At 65.8% G+C, this 12989-nt stretch carries 16 protein-coding genes; 4 read left to right on the top strand and 12 right to left on the bottom strand.

The genetic code is table 11. The annotated features are described in order from the left end of the window. Positions 1-17 precede the first annotated feature (17 nt). From rimM to RA164_RS11315, 5 genes are all read right to left on the bottom strand, one after another. Positions 18-533 (bottom strand): ribosome maturation factor RimM, encoded by a 516-nt coding sequence (gene rimM, locus RA164_RS11295; RefSeq protein ID WP_329740953.1) that lies wholly within the window; start codon positions 531-533, stop codon positions 18-20. 2 nt (positions 534-535) lie between these two features. Beyond that, positions 536-793 carry a 30S ribosomal protein S16 gene (rpsP, locus tag RA164_RS11300; protein ID WP_329740954.1) on the bottom strand — a complete coding sequence of 86 codons (258 nt, stop codon included), beginning with the start codon at positions 791-793 and terminating at the stop codon, positions 536-538. 128 nt (positions 794-921) lie between these two features. Further along, positions 922-2304, bottom strand: coding sequence for a signal recognition particle protein (gene ffh / locus RA164_RS11305; RefSeq protein ID WP_329740955.1), 1383 nt, complete (start codon positions 2302-2304; stop codon positions 922-924). Positions 2305-2380: 76 nt separating this feature from the next. Further along, positions 2381-3046 (bottom strand): SdpI family protein, encoded by a 666-nt coding sequence (locus RA164_RS11310; protein ID WP_329740956.1) that lies wholly within the window; start codon positions 3044-3046, stop codon positions 2381-2383. After that, positions 3043-3330 (bottom strand): autorepressor SdpR family transcription factor, encoded by a 288-nt coding sequence (locus tag RA164_RS11315; protein ID WP_329740957.1) that lies wholly within the window; start codon positions 3328-3330, stop codon positions 3043-3045. The genes RA164_RS11310 and RA164_RS11315 overlap by 4 nt, the downstream gene beginning before the upstream one ends. Positions 3331-3450: 120 nt before the next feature. Between RA164_RS11315 and RA164_RS11320 the strand changes: the two genes are divergently transcribed. Beyond that, the gene (locus RA164_RS11320; protein WP_329740958.1) at positions 3451-4257 is read left to right on the top strand and encodes a cytochrome C assembly family protein; all 807 of its coding nucleotides are present in this window, start codon (positions 3451-3453) and stop codon (positions 4255-4257) included. A gap of 22 nt (positions 4258-4279) precedes the next feature. Here RA164_RS11320 and radA read toward each other — a convergent pair whose 3' ends face one another. From radA to RA164_RS11355, 7 genes are all read right to left on the bottom strand, one after another. Beyond that, on the bottom strand, positions 4280-5656 hold the full coding sequence (gene radA, locus RA164_RS11325; protein ID WP_329740959.1) for a DNA repair protein RadA: 1377 nt from the start codon (positions 5654-5656) through the stop codon (positions 4280-4282). 86 nt (positions 5657-5742) lie between these two features. Continuing rightward, the gene (gene alr / locus RA164_RS11330) at positions 5743-6831 is read right to left on the bottom strand and encodes an alanine racemase (RefSeq protein ID WP_329740960.1); all 1089 of its coding nucleotides are present in this window, start codon (positions 6829-6831) and stop codon (positions 5743-5745) included. A gap of 139 nt (positions 6832-6970) precedes the next feature. Beyond that, positions 6971-8368 carry a replicative DNA helicase gene (locus RA164_RS11335; RefSeq protein WP_329740961.1) on the bottom strand — a complete coding sequence of 466 codons (1398 nt, stop codon included), beginning with the start codon at positions 8366-8368 and terminating at the stop codon, positions 6971-6973. A gap of 216 nt (positions 8369-8584) precedes the next feature. Beyond that, on the bottom strand, positions 8585-9031 hold the full coding sequence (gene rplI / locus RA164_RS11340) for a 50S ribosomal protein L9 (protein ID WP_329740962.1): 447 nt from the start codon (positions 9029-9031) through the stop codon (positions 8585-8587). Between the two features lie 102 nt (positions 9032-9133). Further along, positions 9134-9364, bottom strand: a complete 231-nt coding sequence (gene rpsR, locus RA164_RS11345) for a 30S ribosomal protein S18 (protein ID WP_008213232.1) — start codon at positions 9362-9364, stop codon at positions 9134-9136. A 13-nt stretch (positions 9365-9377) separates the two neighbouring features. Beyond that, positions 9378-9803: a 30S ribosomal protein S6 gene (gene rpsF, locus RA164_RS11350; protein WP_329740963.1), complete on the bottom strand. Its 426-nt coding sequence runs from the start codon at positions 9801-9803 to the stop codon at positions 9378-9380. Positions 9804-9979: 176 nt separating this feature from the next. Next, on the bottom strand, positions 9980-10306 hold the full coding sequence (locus tag RA164_RS11355) for a HesB/IscA family protein (RefSeq protein WP_329740964.1): 327 nt from the start codon (positions 10304-10306) through the stop codon (positions 9980-9982). Between the two features lie 123 nt (positions 10307-10429). On the opposite strand from RA164_RS11355, the gene asnS reads away from it, so the two are divergent. The 3 genes from asnS (at position 10430) to RA164_RS11370 (ending at position 12946) form a co-directional block, all read left to right on the top strand. Continuing rightward, complete coding sequence (gene asnS, locus RA164_RS11360; protein ID WP_329740965.1) at positions 10430-11830, top strand: asparagine--tRNA ligase; 1401 nt, start codon at positions 10430-10432, stop codon at positions 11828-11830. Positions 11831-11921: 91 nt separating this feature from the next. After that, a complete protein-coding gene (locus RA164_RS11365) occupies positions 11922-12632 on the top strand; it encodes a MalM family protein (RefSeq protein WP_329740966.1) in 711 nt (236 codons plus the stop codon). Continuing rightward, positions 12629-12946, top strand: a complete 318-nt coding sequence (locus RA164_RS11370) for a hypothetical protein (protein WP_329740967.1) — start codon at positions 12629-12631, stop codon at positions 12944-12946. The genes RA164_RS11365 and RA164_RS11370 overlap by 4 nt, the downstream gene beginning before the upstream one ends. Positions 12947-12989 lie beyond the last annotated feature (43 nt).

A 12989-nucleotide genomic window follows, 5' to 3' on the forward strand; every position in this document is an offset into this window, starting at 1 on the left:
TCGGATCCTCGATCCCTTCAGAATTCCGGATCCCAGTCCACCACCATGCGTCCACCGGACAAATCCACCGAACGCACATAAACACCCTGGACGAAGGGGATCAGCCGCTCGCGCTCGCCGTCCCGCACCACCACCACGTCGTTGGCACCGGTGGCGAACAGGTGACTGACCCGTCCAAGCACCACGCCCTCCGTGGTGGTGACCTCAAGCCCTTCGAGGTCGACCCAGTAATACTCGTCCCTGCCGGGCGGCGGCAACTGCTCGCGGGCGACATGAATGTCCAGTCCCACCAGCGCTGCTGCCGTGTCCCGATCATCGACGCCGGGCAGGTGGCAGATCAGCCCCTTGCCCTGCGGACGCCCGGTGACTCCGGCCATTTCCGACAACTCACCCGGCGCTGCACCGAGCAGCCAGGGCTGGTAGTCGAAAATACGCGTGCGGGGCTCGGTCCAGGATTCGATCTTGAGCCAGCCCTGCACACCGTACAGCCCGACGATGCGCCCGACCAGGACGCGTCGACCGGCTGTCGCCATGCTTAGGCAGCAACCTGCTGCTTGCCGGCTTCCTTGAGCAGGGCAGCGACCTTGTCGGACATCTGCGCACCCTTGCCCACCCACTCTTTGACGCGCTCGACGTTCAGCTCGAGGCGCTTGTCCTTGCCGGACGCAACCGGGTTGTAATAGCCGACGTTCTCGATATTGCGGCCGTCGCGCTTGCTGCGCTGGTCGGTCACAACGACGTGGTAGAACGGACGGCCCTTGGCGCCACCGCGCGAAAGACGAATCTTGACCATAGTGAAAGCTCCAGAATTGCCGGATGTGCCGGCCACACGCACGGGTCCGTGCGCGGTAAACGCGGCATTTTAGTGAGGAAATTCGAAAAATGGAAGAGTCTGGGCTGCGGAAGATCTGCGACCCCGCCTCAACGCATGGGTGGCAGCCCACCACCCATGCCGCCCATGCCCCGCATGGCACCGCGCATCTGGCGCATCAGCCCCTTGGTGCCACCCTTGGAGAGCTTGGACATCATCTTCTCCATCTGCATGTACTGTTTGAGCAGACGGTTGACGTCGGCCGGCTGGGTGCCGGAGCCCTTCGCCACGCGGGCTCGACGCGAACCGTTGAGCAAATCCGGGTGACGACGCTCTTTCTTGGTCATCGACTGGATGATCGCAACCATCCGCTTGATCTCGCCGTCGTCGACCTTTGACTTCACGTTCTCGGGCAGCGCCGACACGCCCGGCAGCTTGTCCATCAGACCGGCCAGGCCGCCCATGTTGGTCATCTGCTCGAGCTGGTCGCGCATGTCGTTCAGGTCGAAGCGCTTGCCCTTCATCACCTTGGTGGCGAGCTTCTGCGCCTTTTCCTGATCGACCTTGCGCTCGACCTCCTCGACCAGCGACAGCACGTCGCCCATGCCGAGAATGCGCTGGGCCAGGCGATCCGGGTGGAACGGTTCCAGCGCGTCGGTCTTCTCGCCCGCGCCCAGGAACTTGATCGGCCGCCCGGTGATGTAGCGAACCGAAAGCGCGGCGCCACCACGGGCATCGCCATCGGTCTTGGTCAGCACCACGCCGGTCAGCGGCAGTGCCTCGCTGAACGCCTTGGCGGTAGTGGCCGCGTCCTGGCCGGTCATCGAGTCGACCACGAACAAGGTCTCGACCGGATCGATCGCGCCGTGCAGCGCCTTGATCTCGGCCATCATCGTCTCGTCCACGTGCAGACGGCCGGCGGTGTCGACCAGCAGCACGTCGACCACCTCGCGCCTGGCGGCGGCAATGGCGTTACGGGCGATGTCGACCGGATCCTGCCCGGCCTCGGACGGGAAGAACTTCACGCCAACTTGCTCGGCCAGCGTGCGCAGCTGCTCGATGGCGGCGGGACGGTACACGTCACAGCTCACCACCATCACTTTCTTCTTCTTGCGCTCGGCCAGGAAGCGCGCCAGCTTGGCCACGGTGGTGGTCTTGCCCGCACCCTGCAGGCCAGCCATCAGCACCACCGCCGGCGGCTGCTGGGCCAGGTTGAGCTCGGTGTTGACGGTGCCCATCACCTTGGTCAGCTCGTCGCTGACCACCTTCACCAGCGCCTGGCCCGGTGAAAGGCTCTTCAGCACCTCCTGTCCGACCGCACGCACCTTCACCCGCTCGATCAGCGCCTGCACCACCGGCAGCGCCACGTCGGCCTCCAGCAGGGCAATGCGCACCTCGCGCAGCGATTCGCGGATGTTTTCCTCGGTCAGCCGTCCACGACCGCGCAGGCGGTTGACGGTGGTGGAGAGGCGTTGGCTGAGCGACTCGAACATGGGAATGGTCGTCTGGATGGATGGAGCGGACTGGTAAATATAGCAGACCGCCCTTGCGACTCAGTGCCGAAATGGCTCACGGCGAGTCGCCTTGCCCCGGATGAGTCCGCTCAAGACGCCGGTAGATGACGTATGAATAGACCGACGGCACCAGCAGCACGCCAACCAGCACCACCAGCAGCCATGTCGACATGACCCCGGCCAGCATCAGCGCGATCCATGCCAGCCCGGCCAGCACGAATACCCAACCGGCCAGACGATGCGTGCGTTCCCATACCTCTTCGCTGGCCAATGTCCAGGGCGTGCGGATGCCGGCGAAGAAATTGCGTTGCAGCTTGCCCATGTAGTTGCCGATGATGATCAGCATCACGCCCACCACCGTCATGCCGATCGTCGCCATCGGCAACGGGTAGCCGGCTCCCTTCAGCAGCGCGCACAGACCGATCACCAGTATCAGCCCCTGCACCGACAGCATCACCACGTGCCAGACCCGGAGGAACGGCGCGATCTCGAAGCGGCGCGGGGAGATCTTTGGCAGCACGACCATCAGGAGTGCAAGGAACGACACCAGCAGCACCGGGATCGCCGCCGCCCACAGACGTGGCATGGTGCCGTTGACGTGGCCCTGCAGGTCCCAGTGTGTCGGCGTCTGCGCAGGCAGACTCGGATAGAGCCAGACCGCCGCCGCCAGCGCGACCAACACGAAAGCCGCCGAGACGACGGCACTGTGTACGGGTTTCATGACTTTCCTCCGATAGTTCCCTTCGATGGGAACAGATCCAGCAACAGCCGCGTGACGTCCTCGAACACCGTGCTGTTGAGCGAATAGACGATGAACTGGCCACGGCGCTCGGTACGCACCAGCTCGGCCTGCTTGAGCACCGCGAAGTGGTGCGACAGCGACGCTGGGGTGATGTCGAACGCCGCACCGATCTCGCCCGCATTGAGCGCACCGCCCTGCAGCCGCTTGAGAATCGCGCGGCGCGTCGGATCGGCCAGTGCCTTGAATACGTCCTGCTGCTTCACGGACAGTCTCGCTACCTGAGCTCGCCTAGATATTTAGACAAATATCTAAATGATACAAGTGCCGTCGCGACGCCATGCCCCGTTCGCGGCTGGCGCATGCCTGTGCGACACTTTGCGGCTATGTCGCTCATGCTTCCCGCCATCCTTGCCATCGTGCTCTATCTGGGGGCTGCCACCGTGCTGGCAGCGCCGATGACCGGCTGCCCGCACTCGCTGCGCCGCTCGGGACTGGCGGCGGCCACGCTGGGCGTGATGCTGCATGCCTTCGTGCTGCTGGGCGCACACGGCGGCCGCCTCGACCTGCACTTTTTCGCCGCACTGTCGCTGGTGGCCTGCGTGGTGGCGGCACTGACCCTGCTGGTGAACCTGTGGCGCCCGGTGGCCGGCCTGGGCGTGATCGTGTTTCCGCTGGCCGCGCTGGTGCTCGCGCTGGACGACTTCGTGGCAGCGCCCACCGCACCGATGCCGGTGCCGCTGGACTGGCAGATCAAGCTGCATGTGGTGATCGCCCTGCTCGGCTACAGCCTGCTGTCGATCGCCGCGCTGCTGGCGATCCTGCTGGCGGTGCAGGAACGCGCGCTGCGCTCGCATCGTCCGGGCCGACTGGTGCGTGCTCTGCCACCGCTGACCCAGACCGAAGCCCTGCTGTTCCGCCTGATCGAGAGCGGCTTCGCGCTGCTGACCCTGACCCTGCTCAGCGGCCTGATGTTCATCCAGAACATCCGCGCCCAGCATCTGGTGCACACCACGGTGCTCACCACCGTCGCCTGGCTGATCTTCGGCGCACTGTTGTGGGGCCGCTGGCGCTACGGCTGGCGCGGTACCCGCGCGGTCAATCTCACGCTGGCCGGCATGCTGGTACTGGCGCTGGCGTTTTTCGGCTCGAAGTTCGTGCTGGAGATGATCCTGCACCGTCCGGGCACCTGATCACCTGATCCCCGCGTGCCGGTCACCCGGCCGCATCCAGCGCCTCGGCCAGCCGCTCCACCCCGACCACGTCCATCTCGCCGATGCGTCCCTTCTTCGGCGCGTTCGCCTTCGGCACGATGGCACGCCGGAAGCCGTGGTGCGCGGCTTCCTTCAGGCGTTCCTCGCCATTGGGCACGGGGCGGATCTCGCCGGACAGGCCCACCTCGCCGAACGCCACGGTCTTGTCGGGCAGCGGCCGGTCGCGCAGCGAGGAACGGATCGCCAGCAGCACCGGCAGGTCGGCCGCAGTTTCCTGCACCCGGATACCGCCCACCACGTTGACGAACACGTCCTGGTCGTAGGCCGCCACGCCACCGTGCCGGTGCAACACCGCCAGTAGCATCGCCAGACGATTCTGCTCCAGGCCCAGCGCCACCCGGCGCGGGTTGCCCAGCGAGCTCTGGTCGACCAGCGCCTGCACTTCCACCAGCAGCGGACGGGTCCCCTCGCGAGTCACCATCACCGCGCTGCCGGAGGTCGGCCCGGCATGCGCCGAGAGGAAGATCGCCGACGGATTGGGCACCTCGCGCAGCCCCTTGTCGCCCATCGCGAAAACGCCCAGCTCGTTCACTGCGCCGAAGCGGTTCTTGAACGCGCGCAGCACCCGGAACCGGCTGCCGGACTCGCCCTCGAAATACAGCACCGCGTCCACCATGTGCTCCAGCACGCGCGGCCCGGCGATACCGCCCTCCTTGGTCACATGTCCGACCAGCATCACGCTGGTACCGCTCTCCTTGGCGAAGCGGGTGAGCTTGGCCGCCGACTCGCGCACCTGCGACACCGCACCCGGCGCCGCGGTAAGCAACTCGGTCCAGATGGTCTGGATGGAGTCCACCACCAGCACGCGCGGACGTGTGACGACCGCCTGTTCCAGAATGCGTTCGATGCAGGTTTCCGCCAGCGCCTGCAGCGGCTCCAGCGGCAGGCCAAGCCGCTGCGCGCGTGCCGCCACCTGGGCCAGCGACTCCTCGCCAGTGACGTACAGGCCCGGCAGGCGTTCGCCGAGCTGGCCCATCATCTGCAGCAGCAGGGTGGACTTGCCGATCCCCGGATCGCCGCCCACCAGCACCACCGAGCCATCGACCAGCCCACCGCCCAGCACACGGTCCAGTTCGCCGATGCCGGTCAATGTGCGCGACTCGGTTTCCGCCGCCACGTCGCGCAGGGCGGTCACTTTCGGCGCCCCCGCACTCTTGCCGGCATAGCCGCTGCGTGCCGCACCCGCCGACTTCACTGCCGGCTGCAGCACGATCTCGCTGAGCGTGTTCCAGGCGCCGCACTCGATGCACTGCCCCTGCCACTTCGAATGCTCGGCACCGCAGTCGGTGCAGACGTAGGCGGTCTTGGCTTTGGCCATGAAGCCGATCCGTAAACTGATGAAGAAGGCCGAAGCTTAGCCGCCCGGCATCGCAGACGGCGAGACGGCAAGGCCGACGCGAGGTGTCAGCCCTCGTCCTCGACGAACAGCACGCGCCGGGTCATGCCGCAGGTGAGGTCGTAGCTGATCGTGCCCGCCTGCGCCGCGATGTGCTCGACTGGCAGCTCCGCCCCCCACAGGACGACCCGGTCGCCCACCTGCGCCTGCGGCGCATCGCGCAGGTCGAGCGTGATCAGGTCCATCGAGACACGACCGATCAGCGGTACCTGCGCATCGCCGACAAGTACCGGTGTGCCGGCGACCGCACTGCGCGGATAGCCGTCGCCGTAGCCGATCGCCGCGACGCCGACCGGCATGTCTTCCGGGCAGGTCCAGGTGCCGTTGTAGCCGATGCGCTCGCCCTTGCCGATGCGATTGATCGCGATCAGCCGGGTCGACAGCGTCATCGCCGGCCGGAACCCGACATCGGCTCCGCTCTTGCCGTCGACCACCGACAATCCGTACAGCAGGCCGCCGGTACGCACCCATTCACCCCGCGCCTGCGGCCAGCCCAGCACGCCCGCCGAATTGGAAAGCGAGTGCGGCCCCGACAGACCCCGAGTGGCCTCGACGAAGCGGGCGATCTGCGCCGACGTAGCCTCACCATCGAACACTTCGGATTCGGCGAAGTGGGTGAGCAGACCGATCTCCGGATCGAGCCCGGACATGCCGGCCAGGCGCGCGTGCACGGCCGCGACCTGCGCGGGCGCGAAACCCAGCCGGTGCATACCGCTGTCGACCTTCAGCCAGACCCGCAGCCGACCACGCGAAATCGACGCTTCGGCCAGCCAGTCCAACTGCGTCGCGTGATGGATGACCGCATCCAGGCCCAGCCGCTGCATTTCGGCGATATCGCCGGGCTGGTCCGGGCCCGACAGCACCACGATACGCTGGCGATGCCCCGCCGCGCGCAGGCGCAGGCCATCGCCCAGCGCGGCCACCGCAAACGCTTCCGCGTCGGCATCGAGCGCACGCGCCACCCGTTCCAGCCCATGCCCGTAGGCATCCGCCTTGACCACGGCCATCACCTTCGCCGGGGCAGCCATGCGCTTGAGCAGGGCCAGGTTGTGGCGCAGGGCGCCGAGATGGATGGTGGCGACAGTGGTGCGGCTCATGGGCTGAAGCGGATGATGGAAAATATGGAACGGACTACGGGAGCAGCTCGGCGCAGCCGGCGGACACCCCAATCAAAGGCGGAACCGTCGCCGTACCACCGCCCCGGACGGAGCTGCGCCCGGCGACCGGCCACTGCCGTCATTCGAACGACCCGACGAACGAATCGGGCGCGTAGTTCTCGAACTTGGTGTAGTGGCCAAGGAAGGTCAGCTTCACCGTATCGGTGGGGCCGTTACGCTGCTTGCCGATGATGATCTCGGCCAGTCCCTTGTCCGGCGATTCCTTGTTGTAGTACTCGTCGCGGTAGATGAACATGATCACGTCGGCGTCCTGTTCGATAGCGCCCGATTCGCGCAGATCGGACATCATCGGACGCTTGTCGGCGCGCTGTTCCAGCGAGCGGTTCAACTGCGAGAGGGCAATCACGGGTACGTTCAGTTCCTTGGCGAGCCCCTTCAGTGAACGCGAGATTTCTGAAATCTCGGTGGCGCGATTCTCCTTGTTCCCGGGCACCTGCATCAGCTGCAGGTAGTCGATCACGATCAGACCCAGCCCGCCGTGCTCGCGGTGCAGACGACGCGCGCGCGAACGCAGCTCCACCGGCGACAGGCCCGGGGTGTCGTCGATGTAGATCTTCGCGTCGGACAGCAGCGCGATGGCATTGGTGACACGCGGCCAGTCTTCCTCGGCCAGGTCGCCATTGCGCAGATGCTGCTGGTGGATGCGGCCCACCGAGGAAATCAGACGGAAAGCCAGCTGCGAGGCGGACATTTCCATCGAAAAGATCACCACCGGCTTCTTAGCCCGCAGCGCGACCGCCTCGGCGATGTTCACCGAGAACGCGGTCTTGCCCATCGACGGACGTGCAGCCACGATGACCAGGTCGGACGGCTGCAGTCCCGAGGTCAGCTCGTCCAGATCGTTGAACCCGGTGGAGACACCTGTGAGCTGGCCACGGTTCTGGTAGCGCTCGTGCAGCAGGCGGAAGGCGTCCTTCACCGCTTCGCGCATGGACACCGAGTCCTTCTTGCCGCGCGCACCCGATTCGGCAATGTGGAACACGCGCTGCTCGGCGCTTTCCAGCACCTCATGCACGCTCTTGCCCTCGGGCCGGTAACCGTCCTCGGTGATCGCGGTGCCGGCGTCGATCAACTGCCGCAGCACCGACTTCTCGCGCACGATTTCCGCGTAGGCGGCAATGTTCGCGGCACTCGGCGTGGCGTTCGCCAGTTCCACCAAATAGCTGGCGCCACCCACCATCTCGGCCAGGCCGTTGGCCTCGAACCAGTCGCCCAGGGTCACCGCGTCGCAGGGCATGCCCTTGTTGGCCAGCTCGTTGATCGCGCGCCAGATCAGGCGGTGGTCCTTGCGGTAGAAGTCACCCTCGCCGAGGCGATCGGCCACCTTGTCCAGTGCGTCGGGCGCCAGCATCAGGCCGCCGAGCACGGCCTGCTCGGCATCGATCGAATGCGGCGGCACCCGCAGCGTTTCGATGGACGGCGCCCGTTCGGCGTGACGCTCGGGAACGAAGGACATGACTCTCAACCTCGCGAAAGAACGGGCGCCCGCCCGCGGGACGCGCTGACCGGCACTGCTGTCGAGCATACGCGGCGGCGTCGCACAGGGCGAGACAACAACTCTCTGGATATGCTGTGGATAAGCTGTGCGCTGGAGTGGATAACACGCCCCGGCGACCACAACGAAAACGGGCGCCCGAAGGCGCCCGTCATGATCTGGGCAGCGGCAGACGGCTTATTCGCCGACCACGACCACCTTGATCTGCGTCTCGACGTCGGCATGCAGGCTGATCAGCACCTCGAACTCGCCAGTGTGGCGGATCGGGCCTTCACCCTGAATCACTTCGCCCTTGTGCACGTCGTGACCCAGCTTCTGCAGCGCCTCGGCGATGTCGCGCGGACCGACCGAACCGTACAGCTTGCCTTCGGGGCTGGCATGCGCGGCGATGGTGACCGAGACGTCGGCCAGCTTGGCCTTACGGGCCTCGGAGTCGGCCAGCTGCTTGTTGGCCTTGGCCTCGTACTCGGCGCGGCGCTGTTCGAACGCAGCCAGGTTCTCGGCGTTGACGCGAACGGCCTTGCCCTGCGGCAGCAGGTAGTTGCGGCCGTAGCCCGGCTTCACGACGACCTTGTCGCCGAGGTTGCCGAGGCCACGCACCTTCTCGAGAAGAATGAGTTCCATGATGTGTTCCTTTTCGTTAGCGCCGGTAGGCCGGCGCAGCCGTGGACGGTTGTCCGAACCGGGGTCGCCCTTCCCCTCGTCGCCGGGGAGAAGGGTTCAACCTCAGACGTCGTGGTTGTCGGTATACGGCAACAGCGACAGGAAGCGGGCGCGCTTGATCGCGGTCGCCAGCTGGCGCTGGTAACGCGCCTTGGTGCCGGTGATGCGGCTCGGCACGATCTTGCCGTTCTCGGTGATGTACTGACGCAGGGTGTTGAGATCCTTGTAGTCGATCTCCTTCACCTTCTCGGCAGTGAAGCGGCAGAACTTGCGGCGGCGGAAAAACTTGGACATGTCGTGTCTCCTATCACTCGTCGCTGTCGTTGTCGTCGCTGTCGCGACTGCTGCGGCGGTCGTCGCCATCGCTGTCGTCGTCACGGCGACGTGCGGTCTTGGCGTCGTCCTTTTCCTTCGACTTCAGGATGAAGGACGGCTCGGTGTCGGCTTCGTCACGCTTGATGACGAGGTGGCGCAGCACGGCGTCGTTGAAGCGGAAGCCCGACTCGAGCTCGTTCAGCGCGTTCTGGCCGACTTCGATGTTCAGCAGCACGTAGTGCGCCTTGGCCAGGTTGGCGATGGAATAGGCCAGCTGGCGACGGCCCCAGTCTTCCAGGCGGTGGATCTTGCCGCCGTCGGCCTCGATCAGCGCCTTGTAGCGCTCGATCATCGCCGGCACCTGCTCGCTCTGGTCAGGGTGGACCAGGAACACGACTTCGTAATGACGCAGGGTCATTGATCGGTAACTCCTTGTGGATGCGGCCCTTGCGGGCCTGGCAGCCTCCCGCACAATGCGGTGAGGCAAGGTTCCATCCGCACCGATGGCGGCCGGACAGAAGCGGGATTGTAGGATGCCGCGGGCTTGCCGCGCAAGCGCTTGATCAGCAAGGCCGATGCAGCCCTTCCAGCAGCTCAGCCGACGGTGAAACTCTCGCCGCAGCCGCAGGCACCGGTGGCATTGGGGTTGCTGAACACGAAACTGGCGTTGAGTCCCTGGCGCTGGAAGTCGATCACCGTGCCATCGACCAGCGGCAGGCTGCGGCTGTCGACCACCACCGGCACGCCGTCCACATCCACCAACTGGTCGTCGGCCCCCATCTGCTCGGCCAAATCGACCACGTAGCCGAAGCCGGAGCAGCCGGTGGGCTTCACGCCAAAACGAATGCCGGCCGCACCGGGGGAACGGTCGAGGAACTGGCGCATGCGCTGGCTGGCGGCGGGGGTAATCGTGAAGGTCATGGCGATTCGTGTCTGCCGGGGTCGGAATGCGTGGCGAAAGGTCGCGGGGCCGGCATGCCTACATTATCATGGCGGTTTGTCCCCATGCGCCTACATGCGGCGCCCAACCAGGAGTTTCAATCCATGACGGTGGTCAGCGTCAAGCGCGCGCTATCCGGCCAGCTCGAGGCCGGCAGCCAGGTAACCGTGCGCGGCTGGGTCCGCACCCGGCGCGATTCCAAGGCCGGGCTGTCCTTCGTCAATGTGACCGACGGCTCCTGTTTCGACCCGATCCAGGCCGTGGCACCGGCCACCCTGGCCAACTACGAGAACGAGGTGAAGCACCTCACCGCCGGCGCCGGCGTGATCGTCAGCGGCACGCTGGTGGCGTCACAGGGCAAGGGCCAGGCGTTCGAGATCCAGGCCAGCGCGATCGAGGTCACCGGTTTCGTGGACGACCCGGAAACCTATCCGATCCAGCCCAAGCAGCACTCGATGGAGTTCCTGCGCGAAGTGGCCCACCTGCGCCCGCGCACCAATCTGTTCGGCGCCGTCACCCGCGTGCGGCACACCATGATGACGGCGATCCACCGCCATCTGACCGAACAGGGCTTCTGCTGGATCAACACACCGATCATCACTACTTCCGACGCCGAGGGCGCGGGCGACATGTTCCGCCTGTCCACGCTGGACCTGGCCAACCTGCCCCGCACCGACGAGGGCAAGATCGATTTCCGCAAGGATTTCTTCGGACGCGAGGCGTTCCTCACGGTGTCCGGCCAGCTCAACGTCGAGGCCTACTGCCTGGCGATGAGCAAGGTCTACACCTTCGGCCCCACCTTCCGCGCCGAGAATTCCAACACGCCCCGCCATCTGGCCGAATTCTGGATGGTCGAGCCGGAAATCGCCTTCGCCGACCTTGCCGCCGACGCCGACTGCGCCGAGGCTTTCCTCAAGGCGATCTTCAAGGCAGTGCTGGACGAACGCCCGGACGACATGGCGTTCTTCGCCGAGCGCGTGCAGCCGGACGCCATCACCCGTCTGGAAAAGTTCATCGCCCAGCCGTTCGAGCGCATCGACTACAGCGACGCCATCGAGATCCTGAAGAAGTCCGGCGAGAAGTTCGAATACCCGGTCGCCTGGGGCGTGGACCTGCAGACCGAGCACGAACGTTACCTGGCCGAGAAACATATCGGCCGCCCTGTTGTCGTCATGAACTACCCGGAAGCGATCAAGGCTTTCTACATGCGACTCAACGACGACGAGAAAACCGTGGCAGCAATGGACGTGCTGGCGCCCGGCATCGGCGAGATCATCGGCGGCAGCCAGCGCGAGGAACGCCTGGACTACCTCGACCGTCGCATGGCCCAGTTCGGACTCGATCCGGTTACCTACGGCTGGTATCGTGACCTGCGCCGTTACGGCACCGTCCCGCACGCCGGCTTCGGCCTCGGCTTCGAGCGCCTGCTGGTCTACGTGTGCGGCCTGTCCAACATCCGCGACGCCATCCCGTATCCCCGTGCGGCGGGCACCGCCGAATTCTGACCTCATCCCGATGCGCTATCGCCTTCCTGTCATCGTACTCGTCACCGCCCTGTGCATGATGCTGGGCGCCTGTCACAGTGCAAGGAAGCTGTTGCCACCGAACCTGCGTCCGGTACAGGACGCCGGTCAGACCCTGGCCCAGGCGAAGAAGGAATTGCTGGACGCGACCCCGTGCTGCGGCAGCTTCGCCGACTTCTCCTACCAGAACCTGCTGCCGTGGCGCCCCAAGAAGTTCAAGCTGGGCGACGGCAGCCTGGTGGCCGATCTCAACGGCACGCGCAGCTACTTCCTGGCCTTCAGCCTGCCGACCGACGTGAAGCTGCCCTACCGGATCGGGCTCAAGTCGGCCCTCAGCGGTCGCTGGCTCAAGGACAGCTACTTGTTCGCACCCACCATGGTGCTGCTGGACAGCGCCTTCCAGCCGATCGACACCAAGGACGTGAACCTGTGCGAGTACATGGGCTGGAGCAACGATGCCAGCGGCGCCTTCGGCAGCATCACGGTGTCCAACCCCGAGGCACGCTATCTGGTGGTCTACAGCTCCGCGCAACAGCAGTCCAGCAGCACCTACTGGGAACAGTCGCCCGCCGCCTTCTCGGTGGGCACACCCAACAACATGGTGTCCAACGGCAGCTTCACGGTGCCGCACGGACCTGACGGCACGATCTGGGTCGGACTGATGACCAAGAGCTATGCCAACGCAGTGGACCATGGCATCTGCGGCAAGCCCGCGGCGGGCCCGGGTCTGCTGCACACCCTGCGCACGGCGCTGCCGGTGCATTGGAGCGGAAGCGGTACATGAGTCGAGTGATTGTCTATGTCGCCCTGCTGCTGGCAGGCCTGGTCTGCCTGATCCTTCACTACATGGCGCCATTCCGCGTGGCCGGTGTGCTGCGCCGCCAGCACCCCAGGCAATGGCAGATCGTCGAAGGCGATGGCGGCGTGCGCGGCCTGCGACTGTGGATGCGCATGCAGCACGTGCTGCGTTCACCGGCGATCCAGGCCATCGGCGACCCCGCGATCACGGGCTGGTGGCGGGTCTGGCGCTACAGCCAGTGGCTGGCCTGGGGCTGCTGGCTGGTCGCGCTCGGACTGCAGTGGGCGCAACGGCTGTAACCTGCAAACCGCACACCGTCGAATTTCGCAAACCGCCACCAGG

Origin of the sequence: Dyella sp. A6 (assembly GCF_036320485.1) — a bacterium.
GTDB classification, from domain to species: Bacteria; Pseudomonadota; Gammaproteobacteria; order Xanthomonadales; family Rhodanobacteraceae; genus Rhodanobacter_A; species Rhodanobacter_A aluminiiresistens.

Excerpts from the sequence above, each read along its gene's own strand:
- rimM (WP_329740953.1), bottom strand. The coding sequence starts at position 533 with ATGGCGACAGCCGGTCGACGCGTCCTGGTCGGGCGCATCGTCGGGCTG.
- rpsP (WP_329740954.1), bottom strand. The coding sequence starts at position 793 with ATGGTCAAGATTCGTCTTTCGCGCGGTGGCGCCAAGGGCCGTCCGTTC.
- ffh (WP_329740955.1), bottom strand. The coding sequence starts at position 2,304 with ATGTTCGAGTCGCTCAGCCAACGCCTCTCCACCACCGTCAACCGCCTG.
- RA164_RS11310 (WP_329740956.1), bottom strand. The coding sequence starts at position 3,046 with ATGAAACCCGTACACAGTGCCGTCGTCTCGGCGGCTTTCGTGTTGGTC.
- RA164_RS11320 (WP_329740958.1), top strand. The coding sequence starts at position 3,451 with ATGTCGCTCATGCTTCCCGCCATCCTTGCCATCGTGCTCTATCTGGGG.
- radA (WP_329740959.1), bottom strand. The coding sequence starts at position 5,656 with ATGGCCAAAGCCAAGACCGCCTACGTCTGCACCGACTGCGGTGCCGAG.
- alr (WP_329740960.1), bottom strand. The coding sequence starts at position 6,831 with ATGAGCCGCACCACTGTCGCCACCATCCATCTCGGCGCCCTGCGCCAC.
- RA164_RS11335 (WP_329740961.1), bottom strand. The coding sequence starts at position 8,368 with ATGTCCTTCGTTCCCGAGCGTCACGCCGAACGGGCGCCGTCCATCGAA.
- rplI (WP_329740962.1), bottom strand. The coding sequence starts at position 9,031 with ATGGAACTCATTCTTCTCGAGAAGGTGCGTGGCCTCGGCAACCTCGGC.
- rpsR (WP_008213232.1), bottom strand. The coding sequence starts at position 9,364 with ATGTCCAAGTTTTTCCGCCGCCGCAAGTTCTGCCGCTTCACTGCCGAG.
- rpsF (WP_329740963.1), bottom strand. The coding sequence starts at position 9,803 with ATGACCCTGCGTCATTACGAAGTCGTGTTCCTGGTCCACCCTGACCAG.
- RA164_RS11355 (WP_329740964.1), bottom strand. The coding sequence starts at position 10,306 with ATGACCTTCACGATTACCCCCGCCGCCAGCCAGCGCATGCGCCAGTTC.
- asnS (WP_329740965.1), top strand. The coding sequence starts at position 10,430 with ATGACGGTGGTCAGCGTCAAGCGCGCGCTATCCGGCCAGCTCGAGGCC.
- RA164_RS11370 (WP_329740967.1), top strand. The coding sequence starts at position 12,629 with ATGAGTCGAGTGATTGTCTATGTCGCCCTGCTGCTGGCAGGCCTGGTC.